The 13,862-nt window shown below is 38.1% G+C and carries 14 protein-coding genes; 9 read left to right on the forward strand and 5 right to left on the reverse strand.

The genetic code is table 11. From position 1 onward, the window contains the following. Window positions 1–44 precede the first annotated feature (44 nt). Window positions 45–296 (reverse strand): ROK family protein, encoded by a 252-nt coding sequence (locus tag ACLJJ6_RS00005; RefSeq protein WP_412990476.1) that lies wholly within the window; start codon window positions 294–296, stop codon window positions 45–47. A gap of 333 nt (window positions 297–629) precedes the next feature. On the opposite strand from ACLJJ6_RS00005, the gene ACLJJ6_RS00010 reads away from it, so the two are divergent. The 5 genes from ACLJJ6_RS00010 (at window position 630) to ACLJJ6_RS00030 (ending at window position 5,587) form a co-directional block, all read left to right on the forward strand. Further along, window positions 630–1,175 carry a cyclophilin-like fold protein gene (locus tag ACLJJ6_RS00010; protein ID WP_412989433.1) on the forward strand — a complete coding sequence of 182 codons (546 nt, stop codon included), beginning with the start codon at window positions 630–632 and terminating at the stop codon, window positions 1,173–1,175. Window positions 1,176–1,350: 175 nt separating this feature from the next. Beyond that, window positions 1,351–2,403, forward strand: a complete 1,053-nt coding sequence (locus tag ACLJJ6_RS00015) for an NAD(P)-dependent alcohol dehydrogenase (protein WP_412989434.1) — start codon at window positions 1,351–1,353, stop codon at window positions 2,401–2,403. A gap of 18 nt (window positions 2,404–2,421) precedes the next feature. Further along, the gene (locus ACLJJ6_RS00020; RefSeq protein WP_412989435.1) at window positions 2,422–3,294 is read left to right on the forward strand and encodes an aldo/keto reductase; all 873 of its coding nucleotides are present in this window, start codon (window positions 2,422–2,424) and stop codon (window positions 3,292–3,294) included. Between the two features lie 325 nt (window positions 3,295–3,619). After that, entirely contained in the window at window positions 3,620–4,291 is a 672-nt protein-coding gene (locus tag ACLJJ6_RS00025) for a flavodoxin (RefSeq protein ID WP_412989436.1), read from the forward strand. A 12-nt stretch (window positions 4,292–4,303) separates the two neighbouring features. Then, window positions 4,304–5,587, forward strand: coding sequence for an iron reductase (locus ACLJJ6_RS00030; RefSeq protein ID WP_412989437.1), 1,284 nt, complete (start codon window positions 4,304–4,306; stop codon window positions 5,585–5,587). A gap of 58 nt (window positions 5,588–5,645) precedes the next feature. On the opposite strand, the gene ACLJJ6_RS00035 is transcribed toward ACLJJ6_RS00030, so the two are convergent. After that, on the reverse strand, window positions 5,646–6,527 hold the full coding sequence (locus tag ACLJJ6_RS00035; protein WP_412989438.1) for a LysR family transcriptional regulator: 882 nt from the start codon (window positions 6,525–6,527) through the stop codon (window positions 5,646–5,648). A gap of 134 nt (window positions 6,528–6,661) precedes the next feature. Between ACLJJ6_RS00035 and ACLJJ6_RS00040 the strand changes: the two genes are divergently transcribed. Both ACLJJ6_RS00040 and ACLJJ6_RS00045 read left to right on the forward strand, forming a co-directional pair. Further along, window positions 6,662–7,183: a cyclophilin-like fold protein gene (locus ACLJJ6_RS00040; RefSeq protein WP_412989439.1), complete on the forward strand. Its 522-nt coding sequence runs from the start codon at window positions 6,662–6,664 to the stop codon at window positions 7,181–7,183. A gap of 45 nt (window positions 7,184–7,228) precedes the next feature. Next, window positions 7,229–7,969, forward strand: coding sequence for an SDR family oxidoreductase (locus ACLJJ6_RS00045; RefSeq protein WP_412989440.1), 741 nt, complete (start codon window positions 7,229–7,231; stop codon window positions 7,967–7,969). Window positions 7,970–8,018: 49 nt separating this feature from the next. Here the strand turns inward: ACLJJ6_RS00045 and ACLJJ6_RS00050 are convergent, their stop codons facing one another. Further along, a complete protein-coding gene (locus ACLJJ6_RS00050) occupies window positions 8,019–8,549 on the reverse strand; it encodes a TetR/AcrR family transcriptional regulator (protein WP_412989441.1) in 531 nt (176 codons plus the stop codon). Window positions 8,550–8,690: 141 nt separating this feature from the next. On the opposite strand from ACLJJ6_RS00050, the gene ACLJJ6_RS00055 reads away from it, so the two are divergent. Beyond that, a complete protein-coding gene (locus ACLJJ6_RS00055; protein WP_412989442.1) occupies window positions 8,691–9,296 on the forward strand; it encodes a GNAT family N-acetyltransferase in 606 nt (201 codons plus the stop codon). A gap of 188 nt (window positions 9,297–9,484) precedes the next feature. Here ACLJJ6_RS00055 and ACLJJ6_RS00060 read toward each other — a convergent pair whose 3' ends face one another. After that, window positions 9,485–11,233, reverse strand: a complete 1,749-nt coding sequence (locus ACLJJ6_RS00060; RefSeq protein WP_412989443.1) for an ABC transporter ATP-binding protein — start codon at window positions 11,231–11,233, stop codon at window positions 9,485–9,487. Next, window positions 11,230–13,005 (reverse strand): ABC transporter ATP-binding protein, encoded by a 1,776-nt coding sequence (locus ACLJJ6_RS00065; protein WP_412989444.1) that lies wholly within the window; start codon window positions 13,003–13,005, stop codon window positions 11,230–11,232. The genes ACLJJ6_RS00060 and ACLJJ6_RS00065 overlap by 4 nt, the downstream gene beginning before the upstream one ends. 170 nt (window positions 13,006–13,175) lie before the next feature. On the opposite strand from ACLJJ6_RS00065, the gene ACLJJ6_RS00070 reads away from it, so the two are divergent. Then, window positions 13,176–13,793, forward strand: coding sequence for an FMN-dependent NADH-azoreductase (locus ACLJJ6_RS00070; protein WP_412989445.1), 618 nt, complete (start codon window positions 13,176–13,178; stop codon window positions 13,791–13,793). Window positions 13,794–13,862 lie beyond the last annotated feature (69 nt).

Here is a 13,862-nt window from a genome sequence, read left to right on the forward strand (position 1 = left end):
TAAAACGACACAATCAAAGCAATTAAGTTGATTGTGTCATTTTTTTATGAATTTTGAAGATCCTCTTGGAGTAATAAGTTGTATACTGCGCCATACAAGTTAGCATTATTCTGAAAATGAGCTTCTAAAATGGGGACGGGGGTCAATTGGTTGCGAATGAGTGGAACAGTTGTAAATATTTTTCTATAAGCTTGTTGAATAGTTGTGAGAACTAATGGCTGATTACTAATTCCACCGCTGATAATAACCCGTTGAATATCAAGAATGCTCTGAATATTGAGAATTAGCGCTGCAATGACATCCCGGGCGTCCTCTTCCTTTTTCCAATCAGTTTACATTTGATAAACTACACCAAGTACTTTTTGGCAAATAATCATCTGTTTTAACAAACCATGCTACGAGATAGACAACAAAAAAGGTGCATTCCAAAAAAGTAATGCTTTTTTTGAAATGGGTCGTCTGCGATATCCTAACCATGCATTTATGTTATAGATAACCACAAAATATAAGTATTAGACAAGTTTAAGGGTGGCTTTCATAATGTGGGTAGGAATAGGGATGAGTTGACAAAATCATTCAATATATCCTATTAGACACGAAGTCATTTGAATAAACGAGGAGCGAACACGATGCATATAAGAAAACGAAATATACTGTTTGCGCTACTTGGTGTGGTTTTAATCCTTTTTGTTGTGATGGCCTTATTTTTAAACCATCAAAGAAGGGCCAATTCGATCCAACAAAGGCAGGTAAGTAATAGCACTGCTCTCCAGCACAGGGATGCAGATAAATCTACCCGTACCATAAGAAACGGGACTAAAATTAAGATCCATTTTGGAAAACAACACACTATTAATGGCGTGTTAAATAATAGTAAGACGGCTAAAGCTTTGATTGCAAGAATGCCCTATAAGGTCCATATGAATAAATATGATACAGATTTCTGCGGGACGACAGCACATTTACCTTATAACAAATCAGAGGTGCATCATGGATGGTTAAATGGTGACATTGATTATGCTACCGATGCGCCGTATTTCACAATTTTGTATAAGGGTGAAAAAACCTCAAAGCAGTATGGCTATCAAGTAAACATTGGTGTTATTACTAGTCCATTATCAGAAGTACGAAATTTGACCGGTGATTATGACGTTACTGTGGAACTGGCAAAGTAAAGGGTACGGTCAAAAATTAACAGTCACCAAGTTAAGAAGTAAAGGCACTCTAATATACTTAAAAGTAATGGAAGCACATAACGAATAAATATATTACAGGAGTAACGGGGTGTCCTAAAATGAGGTCATAACATTAAGTATTTGTTATTAAAACTAAAATTAAGGAGTGAATCATATGTCTGAAATGCAAGTAGCCGCTCTTGAGGCGACAGGATCCGATTTTAAAACTTTTCATCATACCGTAATTAAGCGCCGGGAATTACGGGCTGACGATGTTGCTATTGATATAAAGTATTGTGGAATTTGCCATTCGGATATTGCAATCGTTGAAGGAATTGATCCGGTCTTTAAACGCCCAATTGTACCAGGACATGAAATTTCTGGAGTAGTCAGTGCCGTTGGAGAAAAAGTTACGAAATACAAAGTTGGCGATCGTGTTGGGGTCGGTTGTTTTATCGATTCATGTGGAAAGTGTAAATACTGTCTTGCTGGAGAAGAACAATTTTGTGAGAAGGGTGTCATTTCTGTTTTCGTTGGTGATGATTATGACGGACGACCAACAGAGGGTGGCTACTCTCAAGCAATCGTTGTAAAAGAACGTTTCGTTTTAGCAATTCCTGATAAGCTTGATTTGGCCGAGGCCAGCCCGTTATTGTGTGCGGGAATTACCACTTATAATCCCCTAAAACGTTATGGTATTACTACTGGATCAAGAGTGGCAATCGTTGGTTTAGGTGGTTTAGGGCACATTGCAACCCAATTTGCTAGTAAAATGGGGGCTAATGTGACGGTGTTTGGTCACTCAGAAACAAAAGCCAATGAAGCTAAACAATTCGGGGCATCGTCGTACGAAATTCTGAAAACACCTGAAGATTTCAAACGCTTTGACGGACAATTTGATTTTCTTCTTAGTACAGTTGCCGTTAAGCTGGATTGGAATGCATATTTGAGATTGTTGGATGTTAAGGGAATTGCATGTAGTGTAGGACTTCCCAATGAAGATCAGGCGCTCAATTTACAGGTTATGTTTGATCGGCAAAACACATTAACCGTGTCAAATGTAGGTGGTATTTCTCTGACTCAAGAAATGTTGAACTTCGCGGCGGAACATGAAGTTCATCCAAAAATCGAAATGATTGGCATTGATGATGTGCCAGAAGCGTATGAACGAATTTTAAACAGTGATGTTCATTATCGGTTTGTGATTGATATGAGCACACTTCAGTAACATAAGGAATGAAATTTAATGGCAAATATTTTACACACAACGACTGAATTAAGTAATGGCATTGTTATGCCTAAAATTGGGTTTGGAACGTGGCAAACCAAGCCAGGAAGCGAAACCTATGCGTCAATTTCTAAGGCCCTCAAAGTTGGATATCGGTTCATTGATACGGCTTGGTCCTATCGAAATGAAGAAAATGTAGGGGATGCGATTCGCGATTCTGGTATTAAACGTAAGGATTTATTTATTCAAACGAAACTACCCGGGGAAATCAAAACATATGACGAGGTTCTCCGTTATTTTGAACATAGTTTAAAAAATCTTTCGGTTGAGTATGTAGATGCGTATCTCATTCACGCACCTTGGCCATGGTCAAATCCAGGTGAAAATTGTGATCAACAAAACAGAGAAGTCTGGCGGGCAATGGAACAAATTTACCGGAGTGGCCGTGCTAAAAGTATCGGTATTTCAAATTTTTCGGTTCATGATATCCATAATTTGTTGCAAGATGAGCAGTTAACAATTACGCCCATGATCAATCAAATTCAGTATTATGTAGGGTATACACAATCAGAAATTGCCGATTATTCCCGTAAACACGGCATGAGGATAGAAGCTTATTCGCCGTTAGCCACCGGACGATTATTGGATAATGAGACGATCACCTCGTTAGCCGAAAAATATAAGGTAACAACCGCACAAATTGCCTTAAGATACTGTGTTCAAAATGAGGTTATTCCTTTACCGAAAGCCAGATCAATGGGTCATATTATTAATAACTCTGAGTTGGATTTTGAAATTCAAGATTCAGATATGCGATTGCTTGATCGGATGACGGACCCAAGTGAAAAAAGAGGCTGGCATGCTGGAGACCATACTTTTTATGATTTGTAGTTCTTAAGGAAGCCGGGAAAAGGTGTCCTTACTTCGAGCAGATGACGTTGTTTACGCCACTAGAGATGATAAGTTGCTGTGCCAGCCTAGAAAGCCAAATGATTCGCTCTTTGAATCGTTTGGCTTTCGTCGCAGGACAGAGAAATCAGCCTTTCCACCTGATTTCGACCATTAAAGTCTGGAAACCGAAGAGGCTGGAAAATTTTTCAGCCTCTTTCTGTTTTTGTTTACTATAACAATTTGTAATAGTTGGCCACTCAATATAGGTGCTAGACAAAAATTGACCAGCTTTACCTAATGTGCTTAGAGGAAAGGGACTTATATTATGACTAGAAAAATAATTCTGATATTGGGTGTTATCGCCGTTATTGCCGGTGCATTTTGGTTAGATATTGCACAAAGCCAACCACGAAGCAATAACGCGGGCGGATCAACGCAAACTTCTAATCAGACTTCCAGCAAGAAAAGCCGAACGGCGGTATCCCAAGGAGACCAAACATTAATTGTTTTTTTCTCACGTTCAGGAACAAATTATCCACACGCAAATTTGAAACACGGACATACATATGCTGTGGCTAAAGAAATTGCGCAAAAAACTAAGGGAACACGGTATGAAATAATTCCCCAAAAGGCGTATCCCAAAGACTATGAAAAAACTGTAGATCAAGCCCAAGAGGAACAAAATGAAAATGCACGACCACAAATAAAACACCCGATACCTGATCTTACAAAGTATAAGACAGTTTTTATCGGCTATCCTATCTGGTGGGATGATATTCCGATGCCAGTGCGAACTTTTATGGATCAAGCGAACTTAAATGGAAAAACAGTTATTCCATTTTCTACTAATGCAGGTTCAGGTTGGGAAGATTCTCTATCAACACTCCATAAAAAATATCCTAAAGCCCATTTTCGCAAAGGTTTTGAAATTGAAGGTACAGAAGTGAATCATGCCACTAGTAAAATTGATAGCTGGCTTCAAAAATTAGGTTATTAAGGACGTGAAATTATGTTAAAAAGATATCCTTTCGCGCTATATGTGACTTGGCTGACAGCACTTATTATTTTTCCAACACCGTTAGTTTTTGTTTTGAATCACGACATGGGGTATGCCATGGGAAATGAGTTAATTTTTATTGACGTGGGCGTGATAGCTTATGCCTGGTGGCTATTTGAAGTTTATTTAGCCACCCGACCACTATGGTTAGATCGCTTGATTGGATTGCCGGCGTTATATCTTGTGCATTCACTTTTAGGTGTGGGAGCTCTTTTATTAGCTTATATTCACCGGCACTATCTGTTTTCAATGGCGAACTGGATAAAACTGACAGGTAATACTGCTTGGTATTTGGTGATATTTGGAGTTGTCTATGCCAGTCTTTTTCTATCCGGCTGGTTTGTAGATCGCTTGCCCATAGTAAACCGCATAAAACAAAAATTGATGTTTATTTTAAAGCATCAAACTTCTATGTGGATTCACCGACTTAATTTAATTGCAATTGTGCTTATTTGGTTGCACGTGCACCTGATTGGTAGGATTACCAGCCACCTGTCTTTTATGTTGTTATTTGACCTATATTCAATTGCCGTTTTCAGTTGTTACGCGTGGAAAAAGATAGTCTCGCCAACGACTGAATTAACAGGTTTTGTTAAGGAAAATAAGTTGCTGAATGATAGGACTCATCAACTAGTGATTGATTTCGGCACAAAACGAAAATTTTTTGAAGCCGGTGACTTTTTCTTCTTTACTTTTAAAGGTATCTCCAATGAAAAGCATCCTTTTTCTGTATCAAATCTCAAAGCGACGCCAAAAGGACTGATAGTCTTAACCATTCGTGAGGTTGGTGATTATACTAAACGAATTTCACAAGCTCAGATAGGCACGACCGTAAAGGCAGAAGGACCCTTTGGCCGTTTTGCATCTATTCTTACTGAAAATAAGAACCAGGCGCTGGTCTTGATTGGAATGGGAGCAGGGATTGCACCATTACTAAATATTGCGTCAGAAATGGAAGATAAAGTCCCCATTAAAATTATTTGGACAGTGGCTCAAGAAGCAGATAAATACTATGATTCACAACTGAAAAATCTGGAAGGAAAAAAATTGAACTATCATGTACAAGTGGGCAGACTGCAGCCTATGCAGTTAAAAAATCTTGTGACTAATCAAGAAGCCACGGAAGCCAAGTTTTTTATAGTTGGCAGTGCGGCGGCAGTTCTTAATGTGAGAAAAATGCTCCATCGTTTTGGAGTAAAAGAAGAAAACTTAATTGATGAACGCTTAACAATGTAAAAGCCAGGCTGTTCACCAAGTAGGAACATATGCTTTCAAATCAGAAGTTGCGCAATGTTTAATTGGGCTGATTGAGTTGATGAACTTGATTGATAAATGCTTGAGCCACTCTCGAAAGAGAAGCGTTTTTCTTCCAAATAAGATTCATAAATAGCGGTTCTTCAGATTTTAAAGGAACGAATTTTAAATTGCTGTTCCCAGAAGTATTAATAATGCCTTCAAAACAAATTGCATAACCGATTTTTTCTTCAACAAGCAAAGATGCGTTGTACAACAAGTTATAGGTAGCAACAATCTGTGAATTTTCGATAGTTTGACCAAACCAAGATGCTATCTGGCTGTTTACAAATGATTGCTGAGAGATAATTAACGGCTTGCCCTTGAGATCGGTGGGCTCAATCCATGCCTTAGCTGCCAACGGATCATCTTTGCGCAATAGCACTCCCCATAGGGTTTGTCCGGGAAGTCGAATAAAGTCGAAATTCTTCTTGTTAACGGGATCAATAACTAAGCCAAAGTCTAAGATGCCGGTATTTAATCGCTCGATAATGTCATCTGCATTGGCACTGTAAAAATGAAGATGAATATCAGGACTCATTACAAGCAATTTCTTTGCAAGCTTGGCAACGACACGCATAATGGGAGTTTCACCAGCCCCAACATACAAATCTCCCATCAAGTTATCTGTGTTCATTAAGTTATTAACGGTCTTATCTGCTAAAGTTAACATTTCGCGAGCACGTTTGAATAGAAAAGTTCCTGAAGGAGTTAGGGTAATTTGACGCTTACCACGAATAAATAATTTTACATTTAGCTCTTCTTCTAATTCCTTGAGCTGGCGTGATAATGCAGGTTGAGAAATATGCAGGCTTTGAGCCGCTTTGGTGATGTTTTCTTCATTGACAACGGCAATAAAATATTTCAATACTCTCAATTCCATCGTATCATTCCTTTTAGTTATATATATACATCAAATATAGGTATTTGATATTATAATACACGCAAATTAAAATAATGTCATTAAAGTTATGACAGTAATCGAAATTGACAAGAGGTAGAGAGGGGCAGATTGAAATGAAAAAAATAGTGGGATTAATCGTATTTATACTTGTCATTATTGCGGTGGTTTTAGGTGTTTTCTATTGGAGGGAAGATCGTACACACACACATGTGATAAGTACTGACAACAGCAGTATTAGTAAGTACAGCCAAAAATCAGTCAAAACAGCAATACCAATCCAAGTCACAATAGACGGACACCAGTACAAAGCACATTTATACGAAAATGCTACCGGAAGTGCTTTGGCTAAAAGACTGCCACAAACCCTTTCGTTTGACACTTTTAGTTCCGGATTCGATGAAAAAATTGCAGATTTGCCTTCTAAAGTAAGTACGAAAGGAATGCCTGCAGGTGCAGATGCAGACGCTGGTGACATTGGTTACTGGTCCCCGCAGCCGCGTGTTGTTTTGTATTACGGACATGTAGATCGCTATGACGGTATTCATATTATCGGAAAATTTGATGATCAAGATGCCGTGAATGCCATAAAAAATCAGCATGGAAGTTTTAAGGTCACAATTCATAAAGGAAACTAAATTGATTTAATGCGTCACCAAAGGAATAAAGGGAGGATATGGTTCGTGGATAAAAATAAAGTTGTTATTGTGACAGGTGGTTCAAGTGGTATTGGGGCAGCCACAGGAAACTTATTATATGAATCAGGCTATAATGTAATGCTAGCAGCCAGGGATGAGGCCAAGTTAAAGAAGATTGTGAGGGCTGTTGAAAGTCGGGAGAACAAAATAGATTATTGTGTTACAGATGTAAGTAAGGCACCTCAAGTTAGTCACTTAGTCGCGCGAACTTTAGATAAATTCGGGCACCTTGATGTCCTTCTAAATAATGCTGGCATTATGCCTAATTCGCCGATAAGTGAAGGAAAGCTTTCACAGTGGCAAGAAATGGTTGATGTAAACTTGATTGGTGTTCTGAATGGAATTGCGACGGTAATGCCAATCTTTAAGAAGCAAAAAGGCGGACAAATCATTTCGACTTCTTCGGTTGCTGCATTTAGACACTATCCTAATGCAGGAATTTATGGCGCAACTAAGGCGGCAGTCAAGTATTTAATGGAGAGTATCCGGCTCGAAAGTGCTACAGAGCATACTAACATAAGGGCAACTAGTATATATCCTGGCGCAATTAATACAGCTCTGCCACAAACGATTCAGTCACCCCAAATTCGCAAGCAAACTGAAAAATTTCACGCCAAAATAGCTATCGATCCCCTGGCTGTTGCGAAAGTGATTAAGTTTGCAATTGAACAGCCTGCGGAAGTAGACGTCAGTGAGTTATCTGTTTATCCCACTATGCAGATATAGAGACGGCTTCATAAATAACTTTTCGATATCAAATGCGGCAGGGTAGCCTTTACATTTCAAAATAACGGCTGATAATTTCCGCAACAGTTTTAGCATCCGGTGTCATTCCCTTACGAATCCATTCAACTAGGACATCTACAGTGCCACCAACAGCTAAAATCGACATTAATTTGTTTTCTAAAGGATCTTTGGAGAGCGGATCAAGTTGCATGATTTTTTTAATAAAAATTGGTTTGATATGGTTAATAAAATTAAGTTCATTACTTTTTACTAGGGTATGAAAAATCGCATAGTTGGCGGCAATTTCTGCCATCAGCTGTTCCAATAATTCTGAGTACACTTGAGTCGTCGGGTAACTTTCCTGTAAGTTGGTTACCAACTCGGCGACCGTGCTTGTCACTAGTTGGTCATAAAGATCAAAAATGTCCGTGTAATGTAAGTAAAAGGTACTCCGCGCAATATCGGCGTGAGCGACAAGCTGACTGACGGTAATTTTTTCTAGTGGTTGCACATCTAGGAGTTCAATTAAACTAACCCTTAAAATTTGTTTGGTCTTTTTGGTACGTCGATCCTCATTCAAAATAGCCTACCTCCAAAAGTCACTTTTAACACATGTGTCCATTAATAGACACGTTCAGTATACTTGTACTTTATTTATTTTAACAGTCCTAATAGAATAACAATTGTACTGTTGAAATGCGGATTCTAGAGGAGATTAATTTTGAACTATATAAGTGTAACCCCAAAAAATACTGGACAGATAAAGGAATTGTTGGTTGATTCTTTTAAACATTATCCGACGTTTGCGGCTCCTTTTTCAAAGCGAGCAAACCCAACACAAGCAGTGGAAAAATTTCTTTCAAGGTTTTTTAGCGTCGAGGTTTCGCTATATCTTAAGAAAGGGTTGGTTGTAGCGGTCATGGACGGCACATCTCTTGTGGGTGTTTATGTCCTGAAACCGCCGTTTACTAAGCTAACCTTAATAGATTATTTACTGGCAGGGGGCTTAAAGCTACTACCCTATCTGGCCAACAAAGATTTGCTCAAAGCTAATTCGGCAGCGGCCCTTTCGGCAACGGATTTCTGGGAAATCGAATATCTTGCCATAACGCCGCAGTACCAGGGACAGGGACTTGGCGGTTCAATCATAGAAGAAAGTATTGTTCCGACAGTTAGAAAACATCATGATAAAAAGCTGATTTTAGTGACGCATACGAAGAGAAACGTAAAATTCTATCAAAAACATGATTTTGAAGTTAGCAATGAAATATATACAGATACCAAAAATGCTGAAATAACAAATACGATTATGACGCGAGTGGTTTAAAGATGGCTAACACGCATCTCGACACTTCAAATTAATTAAATAACCTAGGATAGTTTAAGCAAGGCAATTTGACTTGCCGCTAGAACACATCCTAGGTTATTTTACTTGAATTTTCTTAGTTTGGTTAAAACTATCTTTTAACTTAGGCGGTTATAGCAGTCACAATGAAGACAATGGTGGCAATTTTTCTAAGCTTCGAATTGACTATTGTATAATTCTGAATAAAAACCATTAGCCTCAATTAGCTTGTCATGCGTACCCTGTTCAATAATTTGACCGTCTTTAACTACTAAAATTAAATCAGCATTTTTAATAGTAGATAGTCTATGGGCAATAATAAATGAGGTACGATTAGCAGTCAAAATATCCATTGCCTTTTGAATTTTTTCTTCAGTTCGGGTATCTACAGAGCTTGTGGCTTCATCTAAAATCAACATTGGTTTATTTCGAATGAGCGCGCGAGCAATGGTAAGCAATTGTTTTTGCCCGGCGGAGAGACTGACAGAGTCGTCTAAGACGGTGTCGTAACCCTCAGGAAGGGTATGGATAAAATGATCAATACCCACAGCCTTAGTTGCTTGTTCAATTTGTTTATCTGTGACATTTTTCTGATTATACTTAAGGTTATTTTTAATTGTGTCAGCAAATAGCCATGTATCTTGCAAAACCATATCAAATTGGTTACGAACCTCTTCACGCCGCATGTTCTGTATATCAATGCCATCGATTTTAATATTACCTTGATGCAATTCATAAAAGCGCATTAGTAAACTCACTAAAGTTGTTTTTCCTGATCCTGTTGGACCAACGATTGCTACCTTCTGCCCAGGTTTCACATGGACATTAAAATCCTTGATAATTGTTTGATTGGAATTGTACCCGAAGCTAACATGATTAAAGACGACATCACCCTTAGGTTTTTCAATTTTCGCGATTTTATTAGTTTCATCAGAAACCTCGTCAGCATTCAAAAAGGAAAAAACACGTTTCATGGCAGCCTGAGCAGATTGTAAGCTGGCAAATGATTGCGTGATTTGTGAGAGTGGTTGAGTAAAAATTCTGACATAAATAATAAAAGCTACTACAGTACCAATACTAATTGTGTTGTTTAAGACTAACACAGAACCCACAATGGTTACTGCAACGTAGCCAAAATTACCTACAAAGTTCATCAATGGTTGCATAATGCCAGATAAAAATTGTGATTTCCAAACATTGTTGTATAAATCATTATTAATTTTGTTAAATTTTTCAGTTGCCGTTTTCAAGTAATTATATGCTTTAACGACTTCGTGACCGGTATAGATTTCTTCCAAGTAGCCCGAAATATCTGCGAGCCGATTTTGCTGGGTATTAAAATATTTTTGAGATTTAGCCATTAGAAACATAGTGAGAATAAAACCAGCAAGTACCGAAAAAATTGCTGTTAAGCTTAACCAGACATTTGTGATGGTCATCATAATAATCGAGCCAATCAGCAATATGCTTGAAGAAATTAGCGTGCCTAAACTTTGGTTGAGTGACTGTCCCAAGGTGTCTAAATCGTTGGTGACCCGACTTAAAGTATCACCTTCATCATGCGTATCAAAATATTTTAGAGGCAGGTGATTAATTTTTAAACCAATATTGGTCCGCAATTTCTGTGTGAATCGTTGTGTCACTGTAGCGACAATAAATCCTTGTAGATAAGTCAAAATTGCACCAATAACGTACAGGACAGCCAATAGTATTGTAATTTGCCATACTTGTTGTAAATCAATATGGCCGACCAATCCTTTGGCAACTAAGTTTGTAATGCGACTTAATTGACCTGGTCCTATAATCGTAGCAGAACTTCCCAATAGGGCAAAAATAGCCGCTAAAATGAGGTACTTAATGTAAGGATGACCATATTTTTGGATTCCAGTTAATAAACTTGTGCTGTTGTTTTTTGTCATTTGGCGAGCTCCTCCTTTGATAGCTGTGAATATGCAATTTCTTGGTAAACCTTATTGTTCTTCAACAACTGTTCGTGGGTTCCTTGACCAACTACTTTTCCGTTGTCTAATACAATGATTTGATCAGCATCACTAATGGTACTAATTCTTTGTGCCACGATAATTTTTGTGACATTTTTAAATTTCTGGGCTAAATTATCGCGTAACTTACGATCCGTTGCGTAATCTAGAGCTGAAAAAGAATCATCAAACAACAAAATCTCCGGTTTTCTCGCAATTGCTCTTGTAATTGCAAGTCGCTGTTTTTGGCCACCAGAGAAGTTATCTCCATGTTGTGCGACGGGTTCATCGAGCCCTTTTTCCTTTTGTAAAACAAAATCTTTAGCTTGTGCAATATCTAACGCAGTGAGGATTTCCGTATCTGTTAGGGGCGAATGTTTATTTTGGCTTTCGCCTAAGTCAATATTAGAACGGACAGTGCCGCTAAATAATACGGCCCGTTGCGGGATATAGCCGATTTTGTTATTTAAGTTTTCTTCACTGTATTCTTGAATATCTTTTCCATCAATTAGAATTTCACCAGAGGTAGCATCATGTACACGTAAAATTAATTGCAAAGCTGTACTCTTGCCACTACCTGTAGAACCAATAAAAGCTACAGTTTGTCCTTGCTGGGCCTTAAAACTTAAATTAGTTAGGGCACTTGACTCAGCACCTTTATATTTCAATCCAACGTGTTTAAATTCGATTATGCCTTTCTGGTTAGTTGAGGTCTGTAAATTGCGGGTTGACGCCGGATATTTAATTGAAGGTTCGACGTTTAAGATTTCATTTAATCGGTTAGCAGAAACGGTCACGCGGGGTAATAAAACAAAGATGATGGACAACAATAAAAACCCCATAATGACTTGCATAGCATATGATGAAAAAACAATCATATTTCCAAACAACGGTAGTCTTTGCGCTTGGGCAGCTTGATTAATCACAATTGCACCAATAGTGTAGACCGAAAGGGTTAAAGTGCTAGAAATTAGGGACATTCCGGGGTTCATCAGTGCTAAAACGCGATAGGCAAATAGATTAGTATTCGTTAGTTGTGAATTTGCCTGATCCAATTTATCACTCTGATACTTTTCGGCATTATAAGCATGCACGACTTTTATACCAGTTAGATTTTCTCGTGTAATCTGGTTTAGGTTATCGGTGAGCTTTTGAACGACCTTAAACTTTGGTTGAACAAGGAGCAACATCAAAGTTAGCATGATAGTTAAAACAGCAACAGCGATGCCGGTGGCGGTTGTCCATTGCCAACCTTTTCCGGCAATTTTAGTGATTGCCCAAATGGTGGTAATGGGTGCTTTAATTATGGCTTGCAATCCCATGGCAACAAATTGTTGGAGTTGGGTAATATCATTTGTTGATCGAGTTAACAAACTTGGGACTGAAAACTGCTTAATATCTTGGCTAGCGTAATTCATAATTTGGGTAAATGAATCCTTGCGTAGACGTGCGGCAAAACCGGCAGCAATTTTTGCAACAAAATAACCAACAATTACAGACGCAATTACACTTAGGACCGAAAGAAACAGCATTATTAGTCCGGGTGCGAGGATATCCGCAGTCGTCGTTCCGCTGGATTCTAATTTCTGTGTCAGTACTGACATATAATCGGGAATTTTTAATTCGAGCCATACTTGTAGTGCAATAAAAATGACACTAATGAAAATCATTTGGTATTCATGCATATTTAGACGCTTTAAAAGTTTGAACATAAGAACGCTCCTAGGATGATTGATTTGATTTTTCGAGATTAAATATAACATCATTTTTAGTGGCTGGCAACATAATTTGGATAAAAAGGTTGCCAGCCACTAAAAATGATGATATATTATTGTGGTCGGCAACTTAAAACCGAAAAATTAAAAATAAAGAGGTAGTTAACATGTCTAAAGTTTTAGTAATTAATGCACATCCACAAAATCCGAATTCTCGAACCTTGAAAATCTTACATGTTTTTCTAAAGGAATATCAAAATATGCATCCGAATGATCAAGTTGATGAGTTAGATCTATATGAAGATAACTTTCCTGAGATTGACAGTGATTTGCTTTCTGCGTGGGGATTATTACGTAGTGGCCAGCCTGCTGAGAATTTGAACGGTGATCAAAAAGAAAAATTACAGAAATTTAATGATGCAACTAATCAATTTTTAGCAGCTGACAAAATTGTGATCGCGAATCCGATGTGGAACTTAAACATTCCAACGAAGTTAAAAGCTTGGATTGATGCAATCAATGTTGCCGGGAAAACGTTCAAGTACACTGTAGACGGCCCGATTCCTTTAACGCATGGGAAGAAGGCGTTGCATATTCAAGCGGCAGGTGGAAAGTACGAAAATAAAGATTTTGGTACACAATACGTGAAAGCCATTTTAAACTTTGTTGGCGTCGAGTCGGTTCAGAAAATTAGTGTTGAAGGAATGGATAATTTTCCTGAAGAAGCTGCAGAAATAGTTCATCATGCAGAAATAGAGACTCAACAAATTGCAGATGCCTTCTAAGAAAAGGAAATAAGATGAAATGAGTTATGATGTTTTGGATTAAAATGTATTAAAACTCTTTCAAAAAAG

The sequence above is a fragment of the Pediococcus siamensis genome (assembly GCF_047220215.1).
Taxonomy (GTDB): Bacteria; Bacillota; Bacilli; order Lactobacillales; family Lactobacillaceae; genus Pediococcus; species Pediococcus siamensis.

Coding starts and splice junctions, on each gene's coding strand:
- ACLJJ6_RS00010 (WP_412989433.1), top strand. CDS start 630: ATGCATATAAGAAAACGAAATATACTGTTTGCGCTACTTGGTGTGGTT.
- ACLJJ6_RS00015 (WP_412989434.1), top strand. CDS start 1,351: ATGTCTGAAATGCAAGTAGCCGCTCTTGAGGCGACAGGATCCGATTTT.
- ACLJJ6_RS00020 (WP_412989435.1), top strand. CDS start 2,422: ATGGCAAATATTTTACACACAACGACTGAATTAAGTAATGGCATTGTT.
- ACLJJ6_RS00025 (WP_412989436.1), top strand. CDS start 3,620: ATGACTAGAAAAATAATTCTGATATTGGGTGTTATCGCCGTTATTGCC.
- ACLJJ6_RS00030 (WP_412989437.1), top strand. CDS start 4,304: ATGTTAAAAAGATATCCTTTCGCGCTATATGTGACTTGGCTGACAGCA.
- ACLJJ6_RS00035 (WP_412989438.1), bottom strand. CDS start 6,527: ATGGAATTGAGAGTATTGAAATATTTTATTGCCGTTGTCAATGAAGAA.
- ACLJJ6_RS00040 (WP_412989439.1), top strand. CDS start 6,662: ATGAAAAAAATAGTGGGATTAATCGTATTTATACTTGTCATTATTGCG.
- ACLJJ6_RS00060 (WP_412989443.1), bottom strand. CDS start 11,233: ATGACAAAAAACAACAGCACAAGTTTATTAACTGGAATCCAAAAATAT.
- ACLJJ6_RS00065 (WP_412989444.1), bottom strand. CDS start 13,005: ATGTTCAAACTTTTAAAGCGTCTAAATATGCATGAATACCAAATGATT.
- ACLJJ6_RS00070 (WP_412989445.1), top strand. CDS start 13,176: ATGTCTAAAGTTTTAGTAATTAATGCACATCCACAAAATCCGAATTCT.